The sequence below is a fragment of the Roseateles puraquae genome, from assembly GCF_002205845.1.
GTDB classification, from domain to species: Bacteria; Pseudomonadota; Gammaproteobacteria; order Burkholderiales; family Burkholderiaceae_C; genus Pelomonas; species Pelomonas puraquae.
The window spans coordinates 127,223-148,877 of the sequence record NZ_NISI01000012.1 but is presented as its reverse complement, the minus strand read 5'-3'; the positions used below and the strand labels follow the sequence as shown (position 1 = coordinate 148,877).

General features: G+C 68.2%; 24 protein-coding genes. 9 read left to right on the top strand and 15 right to left on the bottom strand.

Translation table 11 applies throughout. The annotated features are described in order from the left end of the window. Positions 1-50: 50 nt before the first annotated feature. Both CDO81_RS23025 and CDO81_RS23020 read left to right on the top strand, forming a co-directional pair. On the top strand, positions 51-542 hold the full coding sequence (locus CDO81_RS23025) for a TlpA family protein disulfide reductase (RefSeq protein WP_088485580.1): 492 nt from the start codon (positions 51-53) through the stop codon (positions 540-542). A gap of 99 nt (positions 543-641) precedes the next feature. Beyond that, positions 642-1,637, top strand: a complete 996-nt coding sequence (locus CDO81_RS23020) for an N-acetylmuramoyl-L-alanine amidase-like domain-containing protein (protein WP_088485579.1) — start codon at positions 642-644, stop codon at positions 1,635-1,637. Positions 1,638-1,649: 12 nt separating this feature from the next. On the opposite strand, the gene lipA is transcribed toward CDO81_RS23020, so the two are convergent. After that, positions 1,650-2,618, bottom strand: coding sequence for a lipoyl synthase (lipA, locus tag CDO81_RS23015; RefSeq protein WP_088485578.1), 969 nt, complete (start codon positions 2,616-2,618; stop codon positions 1,650-1,652). Continuing rightward, positions 2,615-3,283, bottom strand: a complete 669-nt coding sequence (gene lipB / locus CDO81_RS23010) for a lipoyl(octanoyl) transferase LipB (protein WP_088485607.1) — start codon at positions 3,281-3,283, stop codon at positions 2,615-2,617. Before lipB ends, lipA begins: the two co-directional genes overlap by 4 nt. Before the next feature lie 54 nt (positions 3,284-3,337). On the opposite strand from lipB, the gene CDO81_RS28540 reads away from it, so the two are divergent. Further along, entirely contained in the window at positions 3,338-3,970 is a 633-nt protein-coding gene (locus tag CDO81_RS28540; RefSeq protein ID WP_144397370.1) for a tetratricopeptide repeat protein, read from the top strand. Positions 3,971-3,994: 24 nt separating this feature from the next. Here CDO81_RS28540 and CDO81_RS23000 read toward each other — a convergent pair whose 3' ends face one another. From CDO81_RS23000 to CDO81_RS22975, 6 genes are read right to left on the bottom strand one after another with little or no spacing between them, the layout of a single operon-like run. Continuing rightward, entirely contained in the window at positions 3,995-4,291 is a 297-nt protein-coding gene (locus CDO81_RS23000; RefSeq protein WP_088485605.1) for a DUF493 family protein, read from the bottom strand. 14 nt (positions 4,292-4,305) lie between these two features. After that, the gene (locus CDO81_RS22995) at positions 4,306-5,451 is read right to left on the bottom strand and encodes a D-alanyl-D-alanine carboxypeptidase family protein (RefSeq protein ID WP_088485577.1); all 1,146 of its coding nucleotides are present in this window, start codon (positions 5,449-5,451) and stop codon (positions 4,306-4,308) included. A gap of 24 nt (positions 5,452-5,475) precedes the next feature. Further along, a complete protein-coding gene (locus CDO81_RS22990) occupies positions 5,476-6,099 on the bottom strand; it encodes an alpha/beta hydrolase (RefSeq protein WP_088485576.1) in 624 nt (207 codons plus the stop codon). Beyond that, entirely contained in the window at positions 6,096-6,422 is a 327-nt protein-coding gene (locus CDO81_RS22985; RefSeq protein WP_088485575.1) for a (2Fe-2S) ferredoxin domain-containing protein, read from the bottom strand. Before CDO81_RS22985 ends, CDO81_RS22990 begins: the two co-directional genes overlap by 4 nt. A 14-nt stretch (positions 6,423-6,436) precedes the next feature. Continuing rightward, positions 6,437-7,537, bottom strand: a complete 1,101-nt coding sequence (locus CDO81_RS22980; RefSeq protein ID WP_158218395.1) for a VanZ family protein — start codon at positions 7,535-7,537, stop codon at positions 6,437-6,439. 14 nt (positions 7,538-7,551) lie between these two features. Then, the gene (locus CDO81_RS22975; protein WP_088485573.1) at positions 7,552-7,980 is read right to left on the bottom strand and encodes a CopD family protein; all 429 of its coding nucleotides are present in this window, start codon (positions 7,978-7,980) and stop codon (positions 7,552-7,554) included. A 326-nt stretch (positions 7,981-8,306) separates the two neighbouring features. On the opposite strand from CDO81_RS22975, the gene hemB reads away from it, so the two are divergent. Next, positions 8,307-9,320: a porphobilinogen synthase gene (hemB, locus tag CDO81_RS22970; protein ID WP_088485572.1), complete on the top strand. Its 1,014-nt coding sequence runs from the start codon at positions 8,307-8,309 to the stop codon at positions 9,318-9,320. Positions 9,321-9,323: 3 nt separating this feature from the next. After that, positions 9,324-10,424 carry a magnesium transporter CorA family protein gene (locus tag CDO81_RS22965; protein WP_088485571.1) on the top strand — a complete coding sequence of 367 codons (1,101 nt, stop codon included), beginning with the start codon at positions 9,324-9,326 and terminating at the stop codon, positions 10,422-10,424. 3 nt (positions 10,425-10,427) lie between these two features. On the opposite strand, the gene ybeY is transcribed toward CDO81_RS22965, so the two are convergent. After that, the gene (ybeY, locus tag CDO81_RS22960) at positions 10,428-10,871 is read right to left on the bottom strand and encodes an rRNA maturation RNase YbeY (RefSeq protein WP_088485570.1); all 444 of its coding nucleotides are present in this window, start codon (positions 10,869-10,871) and stop codon (positions 10,428-10,430) included. Then, positions 10,871-11,842 carry a PhoH family protein gene (locus tag CDO81_RS22955; RefSeq protein WP_088485569.1) on the bottom strand — a complete coding sequence of 324 codons (972 nt, stop codon included), beginning with the start codon at positions 11,840-11,842 and terminating at the stop codon, positions 10,871-10,873. The genes ybeY and CDO81_RS22955 overlap by 1 nt, the downstream gene beginning before the upstream one ends. 85 nt (positions 11,843-11,927) lie before the next feature. Here CDO81_RS22955 and CDO81_RS22950 point away from each other — a divergent pair, with 85 nt between their 5' ends. From CDO81_RS22950 to ruvB, 4 genes are all read left to right on the top strand, one after another. Beyond that, entirely contained in the window at positions 11,928-13,340 is a 1,413-nt protein-coding gene (locus tag CDO81_RS22950; protein WP_088485568.1) for a sensor histidine kinase, read from the top strand. 64 nt (positions 13,341-13,404) lie between these two features. Then, a complete protein-coding gene (locus tag CDO81_RS22945) occupies positions 13,405-14,058 on the top strand; it encodes a response regulator (RefSeq protein WP_088485567.1) in 654 nt (217 codons plus the stop codon). Positions 14,059-14,085: 27 nt separating this feature from the next. Next, the gene (ruvA, locus tag CDO81_RS22940; protein ID WP_088485566.1) at positions 14,086-14,655 is read left to right on the top strand and encodes a Holliday junction branch migration protein RuvA; all 570 of its coding nucleotides are present in this window, start codon (positions 14,086-14,088) and stop codon (positions 14,653-14,655) included. A gap of 10 nt (positions 14,656-14,665) precedes the next feature. Beyond that, the gene (ruvB, locus tag CDO81_RS22935) at positions 14,666-15,727 is read left to right on the top strand and encodes a Holliday junction branch migration DNA helicase RuvB (RefSeq protein WP_088485565.1); all 1,062 of its coding nucleotides are present in this window, start codon (positions 14,666-14,668) and stop codon (positions 15,725-15,727) included. Between the two features lie 89 nt (positions 15,728-15,816). Here ruvB and CDO81_RS22930 read toward each other — a convergent pair whose 3' ends face one another. From CDO81_RS22930 to CDO81_RS22910, 5 genes are all read right to left on the bottom strand, one after another. Further along, complete coding sequence (locus CDO81_RS22930) at positions 15,817-16,776, bottom strand: porin (RefSeq protein ID WP_088485564.1); 960 nt, start codon at positions 16,774-16,776, stop codon at positions 15,817-15,819. A 150-nt stretch (positions 16,777-16,926) separates the two neighbouring features. Next, positions 16,927-17,568: a histidine phosphatase family protein gene (locus CDO81_RS22925; protein WP_088485604.1), complete on the bottom strand. Its 642-nt coding sequence runs from the start codon at positions 17,566-17,568 to the stop codon at positions 16,927-16,929. Between the two features lie 2 nt (positions 17,569-17,570). Beyond that, a complete protein-coding gene (locus CDO81_RS22920) occupies positions 17,571-17,894 on the bottom strand; it encodes a DUF1840 domain-containing protein (RefSeq protein ID WP_088485563.1) in 324 nt (107 codons plus the stop codon). A 35-nt stretch (positions 17,895-17,929) separates the two neighbouring features. After that, entirely contained in the window at positions 17,930-20,068 is a 2,139-nt protein-coding gene (locus CDO81_RS22915; RefSeq protein ID WP_241517107.1) for a putative bifunctional diguanylate cyclase/phosphodiesterase, read from the bottom strand. After that, a complete protein-coding gene (locus CDO81_RS22910; protein WP_088485562.1) occupies positions 20,065-21,363 on the bottom strand; it encodes a cyclic di-GMP phosphodiesterase in 1,299 nt (432 codons plus the stop codon). The genes CDO81_RS22915 and CDO81_RS22910 overlap by 4 nt, the downstream gene beginning before the upstream one ends. Positions 21,364-21,655: the final 292 nt, after the last annotated feature.

Here is a 21,655-nt window from a genome sequence, read left to right as displayed (position 1 = left end):
GTCAGCCTGCGGTTGCCGTGGTCTTTGGCGGTTTTCCTAGAATGCCGGGCATGCTGCACCGTCGCCTCTTCGCCCCTGCCCTGGCCCTGATCTGCGCCGCGGCGCTCTCGGGTTGCGCCCGCGAGCAGGCCCCGGCGGTCGAGTACACCCTGCTGGACGGTCAGAAAGTCAGCTCCAAGCAATGGGCGGGCAAGGTGATGGTCGTGAACTTCTGGGCCACGAGCTGCGCCACCTGCGTGAAGGAAATGCCGCAGATCGTCGCCACGCACGAGAAGTACAAGGCTCGTGGCCTGGACACCGTGGCCGTGGCCATGAGCTACGACCCGCCCGCCTTCGTCTCGCGCTTTGCCGAGACGCGCAAGCTGCCCTTCGGCGTGGCCATCGACAACACCGGCAACGTGGCCAATGCCTTCGGCCCGGTGCAGATGACGCCGACGACCTTCCTCATCAACAAGCGCGGCGAGATCGTCAAGCGCTACGTGGGCGAGCCGGATTTCGCCGCCTTCCACGAGCTGATCGAGAAGCTCCTCGCCGAAGCCTGAGGTCGCGCCGCGCCGGGCCGCCACGTCAAACCGCCAGGTTATGGCCCGCCGACATGCCGGCATGGGCGCTGGGCGCCCGCCCGCCGCACACTGGCGGCCATGCACAAGACCCTGGCATCTTTGACGATGGCGCTGCTGCTCGCCGGCTGCGCCCACACGCCAACGCCACCTGAGGCGCCGCGCGTCACCCCCACCGCCGCGCAGTTGCAGGCAGCAGCCCGCGTGGGGCTGAACGAGGCGGAGCTGACGCCCCTGCTGAACAAGCCCACGTTCCGCATGACACCGGCCGAGGTGGACCGATTCCTGGCCTGGCAGCAGCTCGACCAACCGCAGCTGCGCCAGCGCATCGCGGCCTTGGCGCGCAAGAACATCGGCCAGCCCTACGAGCTCTACCTTCTGGGCGAGTTTCCGTACGAGGTCTACGACAGCCAGCCGCTGTTCGACCTGAGCAAGAGCGACTGCGTGGTGTTCGTCGAACACACTTATGCGATGGCGCTGAGCGCCTCGTGGCCGGAGTTCTTCTGGATGCTGCAACGCATTCGCTACCGCGACGGTGTCATCGGCGTGGCCACGCGCAACCACTACACCGAGGCCGACTGGAACCTGGCCAACGCCTGGCTGGTGCAGGACGTGACCGCCAGCCTGGGGGCGCCGACGCAAAGCTACCGGCAACGCATCGACCGACAGGCCTTCCTGAAGAAGCAGTTCAAGGTGGCGCGCGAGTTGCCGGTGCAGGTCTTCGACGATGTCTTCATCGCCAAGCAGGATGTGGCGGCCATCGAGGCACAACTGCAGGACGGTGACTTCGTCAACGTGATCTCAGGGCGCGACGGTAACTACTGGGCCTCGCATGTAGGGCTGATCGTCACTGGACCGGACGGCTCGCGCCGACTGCTGCACTCGGCCGAACCCCAGGTGCGGGAGGAGACGCTGCAGGCATTCATTACCCGCCTGGCGGAGCGCGATGCACGCCAGGCCGGCCAGGGCAAGGCGAGCTTGGCGGGCTTCAAGTTCCTGCGCCTGAACGAGGCACCGCAGGTGCCCCCGATGGCGCCCCAGCCACGCCCGCCAAGACCGGCCGCGCTGCTGCCCTGACGGGGGCTGGGTTCAGGCTGCCGTCGGGTTCAGCGCCGCGTGGGCCTGCTGGTCGGCGTGGTAGCTGGAGCGCACCATGGCGCCCACGGCCGCGTGCGTGAAGCCCAGCTCGTAGGCTTCCTTCTCGAACTGCTTGAAGGCGTCGGGCGTCACGTAGCGGCGCACCGGCAGGTGGTGGCCCGAGGGCGCGAGGTACTGCCCGATGGTGATCATGTCGATGTTGTGCGCGCGCATGTCGCGCATCACCTGGCGGATCTCGTCGTCCGTCTCGCCCAGGCCGACCATGATGCCGCTCTTGGTGGGCACGCCAGGCACTTCTTCCTTGAAGCGCTTGAGCAGGTTCAGGCTGAATTCGTAGTCCGAACCCGGGCGCGCTTCCTTGTACAGGCGGGGCGCGGTTTCGAGGTTGTGGTTCATCACGTCAGGCGGGGCGGCCTTCAGGATGTTCAGCGCCCGGTCGGCGCGGCCGCGGAAGTCGGGCACCAGCACCTCGATCTGCGTCGTGGGGCTGAGCTCGCGGACCTTGGTGATGCACTCGGCGAAGTGGCCGGCGCCACCGTCCTTCAGGTCATCGCGGTCCACGCTGGTGATGACGACGTACTTGAGCTTGAGTGCCGCGATCGCCTTGGCCAGGTTCAGCGGCTCGTTGACGTCCAGCGGGTCGGGCCGGCCGTGGCCGACGTCACAGAACGGGCAGCGGCGGGTGCACTTGTCGCCCATGATCATGAAGGTGGCCGTGCCCTTGCCGAAGCATTCGCCGATGTTGGGGCAGCTGGCTTCTTCACAGACGGTGTGGAGCTTGTGCTCGCGCAGGATCTGCTTGATCTCGTAGAAGCGCGTGCTGGGCGAGCCGGCCTTGACGCGGATCCACTCCGGCTTCTTGAGCACCTCGGCGGGCACGATCTTGATCGGGATGCGCGAGGTCTTGGCCTCGGCCTTCTGCTTGATCGTGGGGTCGTAGGTGGTGTCGGACATGGTCATGGCGTCAGCTGTGCCGAGAGCCGCTCGGCGAGCCGCCCGGCCGCGGTCGGCCAGTCGGTGGAAACCCCGAGTTTATCGAGGGATGTCGTTTCAAGCCCTTCGTAACCGCAGGGGTTGATGCGGCGAAAGGGTTCCAGGTCCATCGCGACATTCAGCGCGAGGCCGTGATACGTGCAGTGCCGGCTCACCTTGATGCCGAGCGCCGCCACCTTGGCCAGGCCGCGGAACGGGTCCTCCGGATCGGCGGGCCCGGCCAGCGCCGCATGGCTGCCGGGGTCGGCCGGGCGCACATAGATGCCCGGCGCGCCGGCCACGCGCAGGCCGGTGACGCCATAGCTGCCCAGCGTCTGGATGAGCGCGGTCTCCAGGCGGAAGACGTATTCCTTGACGAAGATGCCCAGGCGCCGCAGGTCCACCAGCGGATAGGCCGTCACCTGACCGGGGCCGTGGTAGGTCACCTGGCCGCCGCGCTCGGTGGGCACGACCGGGATGTCGCCGGGCAGCAGCAGGTGCTCCGGCTTGCCGGCCAGGCCTTGGGTGAAGGTGGGCGGGTGCTCGCACAGCCACAGCTCATCGGGCGTGCCCGGCTCACGTGCGGCGGTGAAGGCCCGCATGGCCTCCAGCGTGGGCAGGTATTCCACCCGCCCCAGGGTCTTGACGATCATGCGCGGCATCATAGGCACCCCCCGTAAGGCCTCGCCGGCCCAGGACGACTGCACATGATGAAAACGCCCTTGCTTTCCGCCCTGCTGCTGGCCGCCACGCTGGCCCACGCCAACCCGCTGGCCGAGGCCCTGACCGCCTATGACGAGGGCGACCTGAAGGCCGCCGCCCGCGGCTTCACCGCGTCGGCCAGCCAGGGCAACGCGCTGGGCCAGTTCAACCTGGCCATGATGCATCTGCGCAAGGAGCTGTCCGGCGCGAGCGACAGCCAGGCCTGGCGCCTGCTGCAGCGCGCCGCGGGTCAGCAGCTGGCGCTGGCCGAGAACGCGCTGGGCGAGATGATCGAGCAGGGCCGCCGCGGCAAGCCTGAACCCAAGGCCGCGTGCGGCTGGTTCGAGCGGGCCGCCGAGCATGGCAACGCCGATGGCGCCCTGGCCACCGCCACCTGCTACTACCTCGGCCGCGGCCGCAAGCAGGACATGGCCCAGGCGCACCGCTGGTACCTGGAGGCGGCCAAGGCGGGTGACGTGGGGGCGCAGTACATCGTCGCGTCGATGTTCGAGAACGGGCTGGGCGTCCAGAGCGACGAACGGTTGTCGCGCTACTGGTATGACGTTGCCGCCCGCAATGGCGATGTCGCCGCGCAGGCCAAGGTCAAGGCCCTGCGCGAGCGGGATCAGGCGAGTTGACCTGCCCCGCCGGGCGCCGCACCGTCAGAGCACGACCTTGACCATCGGGTGCGTGGTCAGCGTGCGATAGAGCTCGTCAAGCTGCTCGCGGCTGGTGGCCGTGACGGTGACCGTCAGGCCAAGGTAGTTGCCGCCCTTGCTCGGGCGGTGCTCGATGGTGGCGGCATCGAAGCCGGGGTCGAACTGGAGCACCACGGAAGTGATGGCCTCCACGAAGCCCTCCACATGCGCGCCCATCACCTTGATGGGGAACTGCGAGGGGTACTCGATCAGCGACTGCTCCGGCGGGATGTCAGGCGGGATGTCGGGCGGCATGTTCATCACGGTCTCCTGGCTCACTTGATCCACAGACGGATGGCGTCGAAGGCGCGGCCGAAGATGCCAGCCATGGGCACGGCTTCCTGCACGATCAGCGGCACCTCGGCGACCGGCGTGCCGGCGGTGGTGGTCACGCGCAGCGTGCCCACGCGCTGGCCCTTGTTCAGCGGCGCCACCAGCGGGTCGGTGCGCTCGACCTGGGTCTGCAGCTTGGCGGCATCGCCATGCGGCACGGCCACGAAGACCGCGTCGGCGGCGCCCAGCTTCACTTCCTTGGCCTCGCCCTTCCAGACCGGCACGGTGGCGATGGCCTTGCCCGCCTCGAACACGCGCACCGCATCGAAGGCGGTGTAGCCCCAGTTCAGCAGCTTCTGGCTCTCGCTGGCGCGGGCCTCCTTCGAGGCCGTGCCCATGACGACCGACAGCAGGCGGCGCTTGCCGTTGGGGAACTCGCGGTTGGCGCTGGACACCAGGCAGTAGCCGGCGGCGTCGGTGTAGCCGGTCTTCATGCCGTCGACCGTGGGATCGCGGCGCAGCAGCAGGTTGCGGTTGTCCTGGCGGATCTTGTTGAAGGTGTAGTCGCGCTGCGAGTAGTAGGCGTAGTACTCGGGGAAGTCCGTGATGATGTGCGAGGCAATGACGGCGATGTCTCGGGCGCTGGCCTTGTGGCCCGGCTCGGTCATGCCGGTCACGTTCTTGAACTCGGTGTTCTTCAGGCCCCAGGCCTGCGCCTGGCGGTTCATCAGCTGCACGAAGTTCTCGACCGTGCCGCCCACGCCTTCGGCCAGGGCCACGGCGGCGTCGTTGCCGCTCTGGATGATGAGGCCGCGCAGCAGCTCGTCGACCTTGGGCGTCATCGTGGTGTCGATGAACATCAGCGACGGGTCACCCTTGCGCTCGTCCCAGGCGCGCTTGGACACCGGCAGGGTCTGCTCCAGCGTCAGCTTCTTGTCGCGCAGCGCACCGAAGACGACGTAGGCCGTCATCAGCTTGGTGAGGGAAGCCGGGTCTTGCGGCACGTCGGCCTCGCGTTCGGCGAGGGTCTTGTGCGCGGTCAGGTCGATCAGCACGTAGTTGCGCGCGGCGATCTCGGGCGGTACGGGGGCCTGGGCCTGTGCAGTCAGGGCCAGGGCGGAGAGGAAGGAAGCAAGCAGTCGTTTCATCGGATCGGATTCAGGCGCTGGGCGTCAGACCTTGGTGGGGTCGAAAGCGCGCACCACAAGAGACTTGAGCAGCGGCAGCTGCCCATGAAAGAAATGGCCCACGCCCGGGACCACGGTCACGGGCAGGTTCTGGGGGCGTGCCCAGTCGAGCACGGAAGACAACGGCACCACGTCGTCGACCTCGCCGTGGATGACCACCGTGTCGGCCGGCACCGGCGCGGTGTCGAAGCGGCTGGTGGCCGGGCCGACCAGGACGAGACGCTGCGGCGGCACCGCCAGCCGCTGCGCGGCGCGCGACGCCACATAGCCGCCGAAAGAGAAGCCCGCCAGGATGAGCGGGGCGGCACCAGCGTGCTCGGCCTGCAGGACCGCGAGTGCATCATCGACCTCACCACGGCCCTCGTCCCAGCCGCCCTGGCTTTGGCCGATGCCGCGGAAGTTGAAGCGCACGGCCCGCCAGCCGAGCTGCAGGAAGGCACGCGCCAGGGTCTGCACGACCTTGTTGTCCATCGTGCCGCCCTGGGTGGGGTTGGGGTGGCAGATCAATGCGGTGCCCTGGGGCTCGGCAACGCCGGGCGGGAGGTCGATGGCCACCTCGATCATGCCGGCCGGGCCGGGCACGAGGCGCTTCTCGGTCTGCGCGTTCATCGGCCGACGGACTCGGGCAGCACCAGGCGCTCGACCACTTCACCGTCACGCAGGTGGCGCTCGACGATCTCGTCGATGTCGCTCTGGTCAACCCACGAGTACCAGACGGCTTCAGGGTAGACGACCGCGACGGGCCCGCCGGCGCAGCGGTCCAGGCAGCCGGCCTTGTTGACCCGCACGCCGCCCTTGCCCGCCAGGCCGAGCTGCTTGACGCGGGACTTGCAGTGGTCAAAGGCGCCCTGCGGGTCGTGGTCGCCGCAACTGGCCTCGCCGTTGGTGCGCTGGTTGAGGCAGAAGAAGACGTGGCGCTGGTAGTAACTCATCGCGGTGGATTCTCTCACTGGGGTTTCTGCACGAGGCGGGCGGCGAGCCAGACGAGTGCAACGAAAGGCCACGTCCAGGCCAGCCAGCGTGTCAGGCCGTACAGGTTGACGAAGCGGCCATGCTCCCACGCCTGCAGGTTCAGCGTCAGGTACGGGTCGCCCGGCGCGATGCTGATCAGGCCCACCAAAGCGCACAGCGCGAACAGACCGAAGGCAGCGGCCACACGCGAGGGCAGCAGGCAGGCCAGCAACGCCAGGCCCACGCCGAGGCCGACGCCCGGGCGCGTGGCGTCGCTGAGCCAGGCCCAGGCATGGTCGGGGCCGAAGGCCATAGCGGTGGCGGTGGTCGTGCCGAGCAGGCCGAGCACAACCGCCCCGGCAGCGAGCGCCAGGCGGCGCAGCCCGGGCCGGGCCACGGTGATCATCAGCAGCACCGGCGCCAACAGTCCCAGGCCGATGGCCAGCGCCTCCAGGCCCGGCGGCAGCTCGCGCTCGATGATGACGCCGTCGCCCCAGTTCAGCGCCCAGGGCGTGCCGGCCAGTGCGTCAACGAGTGACTCGCGCCACCAGGGCAGCCACTGGCCCAGGCCGAAAGGCAGCGGTGTGGGGTAGAGCAGCGCCAAGGGCCACAGCGCCAGCAAGGCCAGGGCCGGCGCACTGCTGGCGCCGAACCAGTGCTCGCGCATGTCCTGCCAGCGCCGCACCCAGCCGAGCGCGTTGAACAGCAGGCCGAGCACCGCGCCCAGCGTGCTGCCGGCTGAATTGAGCGCCCAGTCGGACAGCGACGGTACCCGCCCCGGGACGTAGAACTGCAGCGTCTCCATCAGAAAGGACAGCAGCGGCCCCGGCAGCAGCGCGGCGGCGAGCGCGGCGCGCAGCCCCCAGCCGGAGCGGATGGCCGCGGCGAACCCGAGCAGGCCCAGCGGCACGTAGCCGATCAGGTTGGCCTGCACGTCAAACGCGTAGAACCGGGTTGGCCAGGGCAGACTGAACAGCCACGGCACGCCCAGCCCCGGCGGCGCGCGCAGCGGCCAGAAGGGGTAGAGGCTGGCGTACAGAATCAGGCCGATGTGGGCCAGCAGCAGCCAGGTCGCGGAGCTTTGGCGGCGGGGCACCGCAATCCTCCGGCTCAGAACGGCTTGACCGTCACCAGCACGACGATGGCGGTGAACAGCAGGACAGAGGTCTCGTTGTAGACCCGGAACCAGCGGTGACTGCGGCGGTTGGCCAGTTCCTCGAAGCTGCGCAACAGCCGGCGGTTCATGTGGTGATAGCCGACCACGAAAACCACCAGCAGCAGCTTGGCATGCAGCCAATAGCTGCCGCTGAAGCGGGTGGCGCCGAAGCCCAGCCAGACCCAGAAGCCCAACAGCAGGGCCACGCCCATCAGGATGCTGGTGAAGCGATGCAGCTTGTGTGCCATCAGCAGCAGGCGTTCGCGCTCGGCATGGCTGTCGACCGGCACCATCGCCAGGTTCACGAAGATGCGCGGCAGGTAGAACAGGCCCGCGAACCACGCCGCGACGAAGACGATATGAAAGGCTTTGACCCAGAGCATGGGCCCATTATGGGCAGGCCACCTGTGGGCGAGCCGTCAGGCGGCGTAGGCGGTTTCTGATTTGGCCGCACAGCCGCGGTGAGCGCGGCTGTCACAGAGGCAAAAAAAAGCCCCGGTAAAAACCGGGGCGGCAAAGCCTTATCGCTGTCATCACGTTAAGGCTCCTGCTCAGGGAGGAAAAGCAGGGGACGACCACCTTGCGGCTATCATCCGGCGACAAGTTTAGCGCGCTTGAGCGGTGGCGTCACGAAGATGTGACGCCTTGATGTGTTGTCCATCACGCGCCGGGCCGCAGCCTCTTCTTCTGCCCCGCCCGAGGAACACACGTGCCCCGCTCCCTGATCACTCCCGCCTTCCCCGCGGCACGCCCGCGCCGCCTGCGCCGCGATGCCTTCACCCGTGCGCTGGTGCGCGAGCACTCGCTGCAGGCGTCGGACCTGATCTACCCGGTCTTCATCCATGAGGGGACCGATCTGCTCCAGCCCGTGCCCTCCATGCCCGGCGTGGCCCGCCAGAGCCTGGACCACCTGCTGCGCACGGCCGAACAATGCGTGTCGCTGGGCGTGCCGGTGATCGCGCTGTTCCCGGTCATCGACGCCGCCCTGAAGACGCCCGACGGCGCCGAGGCGCTAAACCCCGACGGCCTGGTGCCGCGCGCGGTCCGGGCGCTGAAGCAGCACTTCCCGCAACTTGGCGTGCTGACCGACGTGGCGCTGGACCCGTTTACCAGCCACGGCCAAGATGGCGTCATCGACGAGACCGGCTACATCCTGAATGACGTGACGGTGGACATCCTGGCCAAGCAGGCGCGCGTGCAGGCCGATGCTGGCGTGGACATCGTCGCGCCCAGCGACATGATGGACGGGCGCATTGGCGCCATCCGCCAGACGCTCGAAGCCGCCGGCCACATCCACACCCGGATCATGGCCTACAGCGCCAAGTACGCGAGCAGCTTCTACGGGCCCTTCCGCGATGCGGTCGGCTCGGCCGCCAACCTGGGCAAGGCCGACAAGAAGACTTACCAGATGGACCCGGGCAACAGCGACGAGGCCCTGCGCGAGGTGGCGCTGGACCTGGCCGAGGGCGCCGACATGGTCATGGTCAAGCCCGGCCTGCCGTACCTGGACATCGTGCGCCGCGTGAAGGACGAGTTCCGCGTGCCGACCTTCGCCTACCAGGTGAGCGGCGAGTACGCGATGGTCAAGGCCGCCGCGGCCAATGGCTGGCTGGATCACGACGCCGTCATGATGGAAAGCCTGCTCGCCTTCAAGCGCGCCGGCGCCGACGGCGTGCTGACCTACTTCGCGCTGGACGCCGCGCGCCTGCTGAAGAAGGGCTGACCCGTGCGGGTCTTCCACATCGAACCCGACAGCTTCCGCGAGCTGCCGGCCCTGCCCGAGCAGTTGCCGGAGCGCGGCTTCCTGTGGCTGGGCTACGGCCGGCGGGTGTTCGAGGTGGGCGAGCCGGTGCTGCAGAACGCGCTCGCGCGCTGGGGTTGCGGCAACCTCGTCGACCTGCATGTGTCCGACCTGATCAACAACCAGCTTCCCTCGCACTTCGACTACACGTCCTGGTACGACATGCTGGTGTTCCGCCGCCTGGCGGCCGCGCCCGGCAGTGAAGACCTGTTCGTGGACGACGAGCATGGCACCTTGGCCTCCGCCCAGCGGGCGCTGCGGGCCATCGACACCAGCCCGGTGGGCTTTGCGGTCTTCGACCGGGTGCTGATCACGGTGCACCCGACCGACTGCCAGGTGCGCGACTTCTTCGCCCACAAGCTCGACCGCCTGACCGAAGGCCGCGAGAAGTCGGCCCGCGGGGGCGCGCGGCTGCCCGCCAGCCCGGCCGACCTGATGCTGCGCATGGTCAACCACATGGTGGACAGCTACCTGGAACTGCGCCGCCTGCTGACCCGCCAGCTCGGCACGCTGCAGCGCGTGCTGCTGGATCAGAACAGCGAGTTCAACGACTGGCCGCTGCTGCTGGAAAGCCGCGATGCCCTGCACCGGCTGGAAGACACCTGCGAAGACCAGCGCGCCGCCATCCAGGAGTGGATCGACGCGCTGGAGGAATGGCCGGTGGACGACGACCCGCAAGTCAACCGCGAGCGCGAGCTGCTGCGGGTGCGCTCACGCGACGTGCTGGAGCATGTGGAGCGGGTGCTGACGCATGTGCGCCGGCTGGAGTCGTCGGCGGAGTCGGCGGTGCAGATGCACTTCAGCGCCCTGGGCCATCGCACCAACAGCATCATGCGCACGCTGACGGTGCTGACCGCCATCTTCCTGCCGCTGAACCTGATCACCGGCATCTTCGGCATGAACTTCGAGTGGATGCCGCTGATCAAGAACCCCAACGGCTTCTGGGAGTCCATCGCGCTGATCCTGGCGCTGGCCGTGGGTCTGTGGCTGCTGTTCCGCCGCAAGCGCTACCTGACGAGCCGCTAGGGTTCAGCGGGCGTAGGGGTCAGGCACGCCCAGGCCGGCGAGGATCTCGGTCTCGCGGGCTTCCATGCAGGCGGCTTCGTCGTCTTCCTCGTGGTCATAACCCTGGGCGTGCAGGGTGCCGTGCACCAGCATGTGGGCGTAGTGGTCCAGCAGCGGGATGCCCATCTCGGTGGCCTCGCGCTCGACGACTTCCGCGCAGATGACCAGGTCGGCGCCCACCACCGGCTCGTGCGCGTAGTCGAAGGTGAGCACATTGGTGGCGTAGTCCTTGCCGCGGTACTCGCGGTTCAGCGCGCGGCCTTCCTCGGCGTCGACGATGCGCACCGCGATCTCGCCCGGCAACTCCAGGGCCGCACGGATGTAGCGCTGCACCTTGTGGCGCGGCAGCAGCGTGCGGTGGCGCGGGTCCGCGAACTGCAGGGACAGGCTCAACTCGGGCCGGCTCATCAATTTCTCCCTTCGCGCTTGGCACGCGCCTCATAAGCTTCCACGATGCGTGCCACCAGCGGGTGTCGCACGACGTCGGCACTTGTGAAGTGCGTCATCGCGATGCCCTTGACCTTGGCCAGCACACGCTCCGCGTCGATGAGGCCGGACTGCACGCCGCGCGGCAGGTCGATCTGGCTGGTGTCGCCGGTGACGACACAGCGGCTGCCGAAGCCGATGCGGGTCAGGAACATCTTCATCTGCTCGGGCGTGGTGTTCTGCGCCTCGTCCAGGATGACAAAGGCGTGGTTCAGGGTGCGGCCCCGCATGAAGGCCAGCGGCGCGACCTCCAGCTGGCCTTTCTCGAAGGCCTTGGTGACGCGGTCGAATCCCAGCAGGTCGTACAGCGCGTCGTAGAGCGGGCGCAGGTAGGGGTCGACCTTCTGCGTCAGGTCGCCGGGCAGGAAGCCCAGGCGCTCGCCGGCCTCGACGGCCGGGCGCGTCAGGATGATGCGTTGCACCGCGGCCCGCTCCAGGGCATCGACCGCGCAGGCGACGGCCAGGAAGGTCTTGCCGGTGCCCGCCGGGCCCAGGCCGAAGGTGATGTCATGCGACAGGATCTGCTGCAGGTACTGGTGCTGACGGGGCGTTCGGGCGGACAGGTCGGCCCGGCGGGTGCGCAACACCAGCGGGCCGTTGGTGTCTTCATGGCCTTCGGCGCGCGGTGCGGTCACGGGCGCCTTGGCCTCGACGAGGGCCAGTTGCAGGGTCTCGGCCGAGAGCGGACGGCGGGCACGCTCGTACAGGCCTTCCAGCAAGCTGCGTGTGCGCTCGGCGGCCGTCTTGGCGCCGTCGACGCGGAACTCCGCGTCCCGCCGGGTGAGCTTCACGCCCAGCGCCGCCTCGATCTCGCGGAGGTGAGCATCCAGGCTGCCGCAGACGCGCGCCAGCCGGGTGTTGTCGACAGGTTCGAGGGTGAAGCGAAGGATCACGGTGCTTGATGAAAGTGTTGTGGAGATTGTCGCTGGTGCATTCCCCGGCGCGCGAGTGTCAAGGCCTCCCGCACAATGCCGCCCCATGACGCTGAACCTCGCGCCCAGGGCTGGCATGCCCCGGCGCCTGCCCCTGTTTCTCTTGTGCGCCCTGACCCTGCTCTGCCCGACGGCGCAGGCCCAGGTCATGACGCCTGGCTTGTACTGGGCCACCACCGTGCATGCGTGGCTGGCGGCCATGCTGGCCTTGATGGCCACCATCGTCGGGCTGATCTCCGGCCTGCACTCGCGCGAGCGCCCCGCCACCTTCCTGACCGGCATGATGCTCAGCTGGGTGGTGCTGCGTGCCGCGGCGGCCCCCGGTGCGTCAGGCCTGCGGCCCCTGCTGATGACGCTGCTGGTGCTGTGCGGCGTGCAGTACCTGCTGCGGCAGATGAACTGGAAACGCAGCTGGATCGACCACGCGCTGCTCATCCAGTGCCTGGTGGTGCCGGCCAGCTTGCTGCTCGCAGGCATCCAGGTCAGCCTGCTGGGCACGATCTGGCATGCGGTGCTGAGCCTGGAACTCGTCGCGGCCATGGGCTGGGCGCTGTGGCTGCGGCGGGCCAGGCTGCAGGCCACGCCGGACGAAGCCCTGCGCCGCGATTTCGTGCTGATGGCGGGGCTGCTGCTACCGACCATGGTGGCCCTGCTGGCCGAGACCATGCTGGCCGCGACCAGCGAATCGCTGTGGTGGACGGCCTCGCCGTGGCTGGGCCTGCTGCTGCCGGTGCTGATGCTGGCCCTGGGCCTGCAACTGATCAACGGCGTGGCGCAGGCCAGGCTGGACGCGGAGCGGCGCATCGGCGCCATCGAGCAGCGCATGGCCGAGCGCATCGCCGAGGTGGAGCGCACGCACAGCCAACTGGCTGAGCAGAAGCTCGAGCAGGTGACGGAGCGCGAGCGCAAGCGCATCGCTGCGGACCTGCACGACGACCTCGGCGCCAAGCTGCTGACCATCGTGCACACCAGCGAATCCGACCGCATCTCCACGCTCGCCCGCGAGGCCCTGGAAGAAATGCGCCTGTCGGTGCGAGGTCTGACCGGCAAGCCGGTGCATCTGATCGACGCGCTGGGCGACTGGCGCGCAGAGGTCGTCTCGCGGCTGGGCCAGGCCAATATCCTGGCGGAGTGGAAGTCGCCGGCCGAAGACGTGGAGCACACGCTGCAGGCCCGCTCCTACGTGCAGACCACGCGCATCCTGCGCGAGTCGGTCTCCAACATCATCAAGCACAGCGCGGCCACCCACGCCACCATTTCCAGCACGGTGCAGGACGGCGATTTCATCCTGACCATCCAGGACAACGGCAACGGCATTCCCACCGAACTGGACGGCAGGTTGGACAGAGGCCACGGCATGGCGAGCATGAAATCACGCGCCAAGCAAATGCATGGCCAATGCCTGGTGGAATCCGGGCCCGGCTGGGGTACTGTCATCCGTCTGACGATTCCGCTGTGATTTCGCCGCTGCGAACGCGCTTGTTGCTGCCCTTGTTGCCGCCCCTGTATCCCGAGGCCCTGCCATGAACCACATCCTGCTGCTCGAAGACATCCCGGAGATCCGCGCCTGGCTGAAGGCCCTGGTCAAGCAGGTATTCGCCAACGCCCAGATCACCGAATGCTCGCGGGTGCAGGACGCGCTGTCCCTGGTGAATGGCCAACGCTTCACGCTCGCCCTGCTGGACCTGGGCCTGCCCGATGGCTCTGGCGTGGAGGTGATCGCGGCGCTGCGCGAGAAGCAGCCGGAGGTGCAGTCGGTCATCGTGACCATCCATGACGACGATGAGCATCTCTTCCCCGCGCTGCAGGCCGGCGCCTTTGGCTACCTGCTGAAGGAGCAGTCGCGCGAGCTGCTGGTCGAACAGCTGCAGCGCATGAGCCAGGGCGAGCCGCCGCTGTCGCCGTCCATCGCCCGCAAGGTCATCGCCTACTTCGCCGCCCAGGCCAAGCCCAGCTCGCAGGCACTGCTGCACGAAGTCTCGCTGACCGACCGAGAGACCGAGGTGCTGCTGCGCGTGGCCAAGGGTTTCACGCTGCCCGAGATCGGCGTGCAGCTGGGCCTGTCGCGCCACACGATTGCCGACTACGTGAAGCAGATCTACCGCAAGCTCAATGTGAGCTCGCGTGCCGAGGCGGCCCTGGAAGCCCAGCGCCTGGGTTTGTTCGGTCGCAACTGAAGTCGAGGCGGCCCGGATAATGGGCCGATGATTGGACGACTCAGCGGCGTCATTGCCGAGAAAACACCGCCGCAGGTGGTGATCGACGTGGGCGGCGTCGGCTACGAGGTCGACGTGCCCATGAGCACCTTCTTCAACCTCGGCGGCCTGGGCGAACGCGCGGTCCTGCTGACACACCTCGTCGTGCGCGAGGACGCTCACCAGCTGTTCGGCTTCCTGACCCAGGAAGAACGCGCCACCTTCCGCCAGCTCATCAAGATCAGCGGCATCGGGCCCAAGATGGCGCTCGGCCTGTTGTCAGGCCTGTCGGTGGCGGAACTGGCCCAGGCCGTCACGCGCCAGGAAGCCGGCCGCCTGACCAAGGTGCCCGGCATCGGCAAGAAGACCGCCGAGCGGCTGCTGCTGGAGCTCAAGGGCAAGCTCGGGCCGGATCTCGCCCTGCCCGCCACGGTGGCCAACGATGCGCAAGCCGATATCCTCCAGGCCCTGGTGGCCCTCGGCTACAGCGAGAAGGACGCCGCCGCGGCGCTGAAGGCCCTGCCGGCGGATGTGGGTGTCAGCGACGGCATCAAGCTGGCGCTGAAGAAGCTGTCGTGAGCCGCCTGCCATGAGCATCCAGACGGACAAGTTCGGCGATGACTTCGCCCCGGCGCCGCGCATCGTCAGCACCGCGCCCGAGTCCAGCCGCGAAGAGGCGCTGGAGCGCGCCCTGCGCCCCAAGTTGCTGGACGACTACGTCGGCCAGAGCAAGGCCCGCGAACAGCTCGAGATCTTCATCGGTGCTGCCCGCAAGCGCCATGAAGCGCTGGACCACGTGCTGCTGTTCGGCCCGCCGGGCCTGGGCAAGACGACGCTGTCGCACATCATCGCAGCGGAACTCGGGGTGAACCTGCGCCAGACCTCCGGCCCGGTGCTCGAAAAGCCCAAGGACCTGGCAGCCATCCTCACCAACCTCGAGAAGAACGACGTCCTCTTCATTGATGAGATCCACCGGTTGAGCCCGGTCGTCGAGGAGATCCTGTACCCGGCACTGGAGGACTACCAGATCGACATCATGATCGGCGAAGGCCCGGCGGCGCGCTCGATCAAGCTCGACCTGCAGCCCTTCACGCTGGTCGGTGCCACCACCCGCGCCGGCATGCTGACCAACCCGCTGCGCGACCGCTTCGGCATCGTTGCGCGGCTGGAGTTCTACACGCCGGCTGAGTTGCAGCGCATCGTGACGCGCTCCGCCGGGCTGCTGGGCGCCCCCATCGACCCCGACGGCGCGCTGGAGATCGCCCGCCGCTCGCGCGGCACCCCGCGGATCGCCAACCGGCTGCTGCGCCGTGTGCGCGACTATGCCGAGGTGAAAGGTGACGGCCGCATCGTGGCCGGCATCGCCGACAAGGCGCTGGCCATGCTGGACGTCGACCCGCAGGGTTTCGACCTGATGGACCGCAAGTTCCTCGAAGCCGTGGTGCACCGTTTCGACGGCGGGCCGGTCGGCCTAGAGAACGTGGCGGCGGCGATTGGCGAAGAGGCCGGCACGATCGAAGACGTGATCGAGCCCTATCTGATCCAGCAAGGCTTTCTGCAGCGCACGCCGCGCGGCCGGGTGGCAACCCTGGCGGCCTGGCGCCACCTGGGGCTGGCACCGCCGAGCCGGGGCGATCTGTTTTCGGAGTGAGTGCGGCCGGAGCGGGTGCAAAACACCAGGCCCAAACGGCCATGAAAAAAGCGCCCCGCGGGGCGCTTTTCTGCTTCAGATCGCGAGGATCAGAAGTTGTGGCGGATACCAGCGGCCAGCGACGAGAAATCTTGGCCAGCCTTCATGCCGCTGACGGGGAAGTACGTGCCGGCAGCCTGGTTGTCAACCTTGGTCCAGAAGCCGTACACCTTGGTGCGCTTGCTCAGGTTGTAGTTGTAGCCCACGGTCAGCTGCTTGGCGCCGTCGTTGACGTTGATGTTGTCAGCCTTGCCGAAGTTCAGGTGGAACTCGGACTGGCCGACGACGTACATGCCGGAGGCGCGCCACACGTTCCAGTTCTTCTTCACACCACCGAAGGTGTTCTCGGCGCGCTGGATGTAGCCACCCAGGACCAGAGGACCGAATTCGTACAGGCCGCGGACGGCGAACTGGTTGAAGTCACCCTTCTTCTGGTAGCCGAAGCCGGCGTGGGCCGGGCCCATGTCGTAGTTGACGGCGGCGTCCAGCGAGCGCTTGGTGGTGCCTTCGCCAGCGGTCACGGACAGCTCGGAGGAGAAGCCACCGACGGTCGGGGTGAAGTAGGCCACCTTGTTCGACGACGGGAAGTCGCCGTAGGCGTACAGCGCGTCCGACGACGTGCCGGTGTCGTGGTTGTGCATGCTGACGTAGTCAGGCACGGCGAAGTAGGAACCCGGGAACCACTTGCCCAGACGCACGGCGCCGAAGGAGCCGCTCAGTTCGACGTTCGACTGACGGTTCCAGAAGGTGGTGCCGCCGCTGGCAGCGCCGGTGTCGCTCTCGAAACCGTGCTCCAGGTTGAAGCTGACCTTCAGGCCGCCGCCCAGGTCTTCCGAACCCTTCAGGCCCAGACGCGAGTTGTTGTTCTGCAGGACCATCTTGCGGTCCAGGGAGCCGATCTTCTGGCTTTCGACCGTGGTGTTCAGGCGACCCCACAGGGTGACGCTTTGTGCGAAGGCCGGAGCGGCAGCGGTAGCAGCCAGAGCGGCGACGAGAGCGATCTTTTTCATCGTTTGCCTTTTCAGTAGGGTTGGACGGGGCTTTTCAGCCCTGCCTTGAAGGACAGTGGCGGCCAGTATAGGAGCGGCTTTTGCCACACCCGACAGGAGCGACGCGCGGATGCAACAGTTCAATGACAGCGCTGAAACGGCGTCTCGAACTCAGGCCGCGATGTCGTCGGCACTCAAGCCGGCCAGGTGCTGATCGTCATTCCAGCCCACGAGCGTGAAGCCGTCGGGGGTCGCCAGCAGCCGGTTGATGGTCGCGTTGCCGAGTTGCCAGCTGCGTGGTGCATCCAGCGCCACCCGGGTGGCGGCGCGGTAGAGGCAGTCCAGCACGCCGCCGTGCGCCACCAGCGCGATGCTTTGCCCGGGGTGCGCAGCGGCAGCCCGCTGGGCCGCGGCCAGGCAGCGCGCGCTGAAGTCAACCAGGCTCTCGCCCCCGCCGACCGGGAAGTCCGGCTCCCGGCGACGCCAGCGCGCCGCCTCCTCGGGGTAACCCTGATCGATCTCCTGCCAGCTCAGGCCTTCGAAGCGCCCGAAGGCGCGCTCGCGCAGCCCACGGTCTTGTCGAACCGGCAGGCCATGGACGGCCGCCAGCGCCTCGGCCGTCTGGCGGGCGCGGCTGAGGTCGCTGGCATAGATGGCGGCCAAGGGCTCATCGGCCAGCGCCTGGGCCAGCCGCTCAGCCTGGGCCAGGCCCAGCGCGCTCAGCGGGATGTCGGTGTGACCCTGGATGCGCGTGGCGCGGTTCCAGGTGGTCTCGCCGTGGCGTATGACGATCAGTCGTGTGGCGTTGTCCAGCACTAGACGCCCCAGACGACGTCGGCGCCTTCCTTCAGGCTGCGCTGCATCAGGTCACGCAGCGGCCAGGCGCGCTGGCGCAGCGTCACGCCTTGACGCCGCGGCGCCGGCTGACCGGCAGCCACGGCTTCGTCGACGGCGCGCTGGAACTGCGCTTCGTCGTCAGCCACACCGGCCTCCAGCTTCTGGATATAGCCCGCGAGCTCCGCCGACACGAGGATGCCCTGGGGTGACGGGTCGCGGCCCATCAGGCGGAGCACCGCCTCGGCCGAGTCGGCCATCATGATCACATCGGCCGCAGCCTTGGATTTGAAGCAGTAGAGCATGCGCCGATTGTGCGCGCCGCCGGCTGCTCGTGGTGTCAGCCGTTGGCCAATCCGAGCCAGCCGGAGACGGCGGCATCCACCACATGCCGGCGGGGGCGCACACGCTGCTCGAATTCGTCCGGACGCAGCGGCCGTGCGAACAGGAAGCCCTGGAATTCATGGCAGCCGGCCTGGGCGAGGAAATCCCGCTGGGCTTCGGTCTCGACGCCTTCGGCGATGACCTGCAGGCCCAGCGCCCGCCCCATCTGCACGATGGCATTCGCGATGCCGACATCGCTCGCATCGCCTGGCAGGCCTTGCACAAAGCTGCGGTCGATCTTCAGGCGCCGGATCGGGAAGCGCTTGAGGTAGGCCAGCGACGAGTAGCCGGTGCCGAAGTCGTCGATGGACAAGGTCACCCCCAGCGCATCCAGAGCCTGCATGCGCTTGAGGGCTTCGTCGGCATCGCCCAGCAGCACGCCTTCGGTCAGCTCCAGCTCCAGCATGCTGGCCGGCAGCATGGACTCCCGCAGCGCGTCAGCGACGGTCTGCACGAAATGCGCCTGCTGGAACTGCAGGGCCGAGACGTTCACCGCCACCGGCATGCGCAGGCCACGGCTGAGCCAGTGCGCGGCCTGGGCCACGGCCTCGCGCAGCACCCAGTCGCCGATGGCGACGACGAAGCCGCTTTCCTCAGCCAGCGGGATGAACTCGGCCGGCGAGATCTCGCCACGCTGCGGATCGCGCCAGCGGATCAGGGCCTCGGCGCCGATGACGCGGTCGCTGCCCAGCTCCACCTGGGGCTGGTAATGCAACCGGAAGCGCCCCTGGGCCAGCGCCTGGCGCATGTCGTGGTCCAGCCGCATGCGGTAGAGCAGGTCGACTTCCTTGCGGGGCACATGGAAGCGAAAGCCCGCGCGGCCGCTTTCCTTCACCCAGTGCATCGCGCGCTCGGCGCTCGCCATGAGTTCGTCCGGCGTGCCGCCGTCGCCCGGGTACAGCGCCACGCCACAGCTGGCAGTGACGGTGAAGCTCAGGGTGTCGAAGGTGAAGGGTTCGGCCAGCACCTGCTGGACGCGCCGCGCCGCCGCCTCGGCCTCGAACATCTGCGCGCCGTCCACCAGCAGGGCGAACTCGTCGCCGCCCAGGCGGGCCAGCGTGTCGTTGGCGCCAACCGCGCCGCGCAGCCGCTCCACCACCTCTCGCAGCACGCGGTCACCGTAGCTGTGGCCGAGGGTGTCGTTGATCTGCTTGAAGCGGTCCAGGTCCAGGTGCAGCAGCGCAAAGACGGGCGAAGGCTCGCCCGTCTCGACGGCGGCCATCAGTTGCACGATGCGATCGGCCAGCGCGCGGCGATTGGGAGCGCCCGTCAGCACGTCGGAACGGCCGAGCTCCTCGATGCGCTGGTGGGCAGCCAGCTTTTCGCTCAAGTCGCGGAAGGAGAACACCCGCCCAATGGGCTCGCCGCGGCTCATCTGGGGCAGGGACACCTGCTCCAGCACGCGGCCGTCAGCCAGGCGCAGGACGTCGCTGGAACGCATCAGCGGCGCATCCAGCAGGGCCTCGATGCGCAGCCGGTACTGCTCCCCGTCGCGCATCACGCGCTGCAGGCTGAGCCAGATGCCGGCGTCACCCGGCTCGTGCGTCAGCCCGCCGGGCAGCCCCCAGAGCTTGGCAAAGCGCCGGTTGAAGCTACGCACCCGGCCGCTGAGGTCGACCACGAGGATGCCGTCGGCGGTGGATTCGAGCGTGGCACGCAGCTCGGCCAGCAGCGTCTCGCGCTCGGCCTCGGCACGGCGGCGGCGGGTCTGGTCGTGCAGCAGCACCAGCCAGTAACGGGCGCCCCCCGGCGTGTGCACGGGGCTGATGCTGCGGCTGACCCACCGCGGCTGGCCGTCGCTGTGGGTCAGCACGGTGTCGGAGCGGATGCGCGCGAACGGGTCTCGCGAGGCGCCTTGCCAGAAGGCTTCGTCTTCGAGGGAGCCGCACAGCGCCGCCGGCGACTGGCCGAGCGCGCGTTCAGGCTTGAGCCCCAGCAGCCGCAGGGCCGCGCGGTTGATCACCGAGACCGTGAGGCTGTCGCCATCCACCAGCCATGCCGGTTCGGGCAGGCCTTCCAGGAGGGCGCCGATCAGGGATGACGGCACCTCGGTGTTGCGAGGCAGTGCGGGACTGGCCTCGCGGACGGGGTTCACGTCGTCAGCTCCCCGGGGCCGGTGGTCACGGCGTCGAAGAAATAGGCAATGCGCGCACGCGGGCTGAGGTAGTCGAGCGAGGCACGCGGCAGGAACTGGGGCTTGAGGCTGCGGCGGATGCCGAGGTCGGGCATCTCTTCCAGATTGAGGATGAGCGCTTCGTCCTTGGGCACCTTGGGGTCATGCACCATCACGCGCGGCTTCAGCGGCCGGGCCGAGTTGACGGAGACCACCAGCGCATAGCGGTCGTCGGTCAGTTGCACCGTCGAGCCCGGCGGGTAGACGCCCATCATGCGGATGAAGGCGTTCAGCATGGTGGCGTCGAAGCGGTTGCGCCCCTGGGCGAACATCAGCGACAGCGCCTCGTGCGGCGTCATGGCCTTGGAGGTGATCAGCGGGTTGCACAGGCCGTCGAAGCGGTTGACGAGGGCCACGATGCGGGCCCCCGTGCTCATGCGGTCCATGTTGATGCGCTGCGGAAAGCCGCTGCCGTCAGCATGCTCGTGGTGCTGGGCAATGATGAGCAGTGGGGCGGGCGCCAGGCCCATGCTCTGCGCGATCGCCACGCCCTTGGCGACATGCTGCTGGTAGGCCTGGGTCTCGGCCGCCGTGAAACTCTCGTCGCGGTGGCGCAGGCGCGCGGCGATTTCAAGCTTGCCGACGTCATGCAGGAGCGACCCGACGCCCAGGTCCATCATTTCGTCGCGGCCCAGGCCGAAGGCTCGGCCGAGCAGCAGCGCGATGATGCAGACGTTGAGCGCATGCGCCGTGCTGCGGTCGCCCGCGGCTTCATTGAGCAGCCGCATATTGAGATCACCCTCGACCAGCATCTTGTCGAGGAGGGCGGCGGTCAGGCGCTCGGCCTGTTCACGCGCTTCCTGGGGCGAGGCCTGCACCTTCTCCATGACGCCGCGAAAGCCATCGGCGGCCTCGCCGTACTGTTGTTCACACAGGCGCAGGGCTTCGCGCTGGGCAGCCAGTGCACGGCGATGGGCCTCGCGGGCGAGCTCTTCCGGGCTGGGCTCGGCGGACGAGGCCGCGCCTGCCTCAGCCGCGCCTTCGGGCACCGCGGGCGCGGGCTCCGGTTGGGGCTGCAGGTTGAGGTCGCTCTTGGACGGGCTCCAACGCACCTGGGTCAGGCCCAGGCGGCGCAGGATGAGGAGCTGATCGCTGGAGGCGATCTTGAAGCTCGACAGCGGAAACGGATGCGACATCCAGCCGAGGTCGAGATGTATGAACATCCCGACGGTCAACTGGCTGACATCAATCAGCGGATCGCTTGTTCTATCCTGCATTCACTCAGAACCCGTGGCGCGGGCACCCCTGAACTCCGCCCCGTCTGCGGCAGGAGCACCACAGAGACCGGGCAGGTTTCCAGTCATACGTCAAATCAACAGATCACGCGCCACCGCCGTCCGGGAAAAATCCCATGGTGGTGCGCACGGCGGAGCTTAGCGCCTGATCGTTACCGAAATTCCGAGTGCAAGTCGGGGCAAACGCGAAGGAATGCCCAACCTGCGCCCCCCTGGACGGGTGGGGTGAGCACATCCTCACGTTTTGGGAAGTGCGGCCGCGGCATGTGAAAGC

Coding starts and splice junctions, on each gene's coding strand:
- CDO81_RS23020 (WP_088485579.1), top strand. CDS start 642: ATGCACAAGACCCTGGCATCTTTGACGATGGCGCTGCTGCTCGCCGGC.
- CDO81_RS22990 (WP_088485576.1), bottom strand. CDS start 6,099: ATGAACGCGCAGACCGAGAAGCGCCTCGTGCCCGGCCCGGCCGGCATG.
- CDO81_RS22975 (WP_088485573.1), bottom strand. CDS start 7,980: ATGCTCTGGGTCAAAGCCTTTCATATCGTCTTCGTCGCGGCGTGGTTC.
- CDO81_RS22920 (WP_088485563.1), bottom strand. CDS start 17,894: ATGCTCTACTGCTTCAAATCCAAGGCTGCGGCCGATGTGATCATGATG.
- CDO81_RS23025 (WP_088485580.1), top strand. CDS start 51: ATGCTGCACCGTCGCCTCTTCGCCCCTGCCCTGGCCCTGATCTGCGCC.
- CDO81_RS28540 (WP_144397370.1), top strand. CDS start 3,338: ATGATGAAAACGCCCTTGCTTTCCGCCCTGCTGCTGGCCGCCACGCTG.
- lipA (WP_088485578.1), bottom strand. CDS start 2,618: ATGACCATGTCCGACACCACCTACGACCCCACGATCAAGCAGAAGGCC.
- ybeY (WP_088485570.1), bottom strand. CDS start 10,871: ATGAGCCGGCCCGAGTTGAGCCTGTCCCTGCAGTTCGCGGACCCGCGC.
- CDO81_RS22950 (WP_088485568.1), top strand. CDS start 11,928: ATGACGCTGAACCTCGCGCCCAGGGCTGGCATGCCCCGGCGCCTGCCC.
- CDO81_RS22930 (WP_088485564.1), bottom strand. CDS start 16,776: ATGAAAAAGATCGCTCTCGTCGCCGCTCTGGCTGCTACCGCTGCCGCT.
- ruvA (WP_088485566.1), top strand. CDS start 14,086: ATGATTGGACGACTCAGCGGCGTCATTGCCGAGAAAACACCGCCGCAG.
- CDO81_RS22995 (WP_088485577.1), bottom strand. CDS start 5,451: ATGAAACGACTGCTTGCTTCCTTCCTCTCCGCCCTGGCCCTGACTGCA.
- CDO81_RS22945 (WP_088485567.1), top strand. CDS start 13,405: ATGAACCACATCCTGCTGCTCGAAGACATCCCGGAGATCCGCGCCTGG.
- CDO81_RS22985 (WP_088485575.1), bottom strand. CDS start 6,422: ATGAGTTACTACCAGCGCCACGTCTTCTTCTGCCTCAACCAGCGCACC.
- CDO81_RS23000 (WP_088485605.1), bottom strand. CDS start 4,291: ATGAACATGCCGCCCGACATCCCGCCTGACATCCCGCCGGAGCAGTCG.
- CDO81_RS22910 (WP_088485562.1), bottom strand. CDS start 21,363: ATGCAGGATAGAACAAGCGATCCGCTGATTGATGTCAGCCAGTTGACC.
- lipB (WP_088485607.1), bottom strand. CDS start 3,283: ATGATCGTCAAGACCCTGGGGCGGGTGGAATACCTGCCCACGCTGGAG.
- ruvB (WP_088485565.1), top strand. CDS start 14,666: ATGAGCATCCAGACGGACAAGTTCGGCGATGACTTCGCCCCGGCGCCG.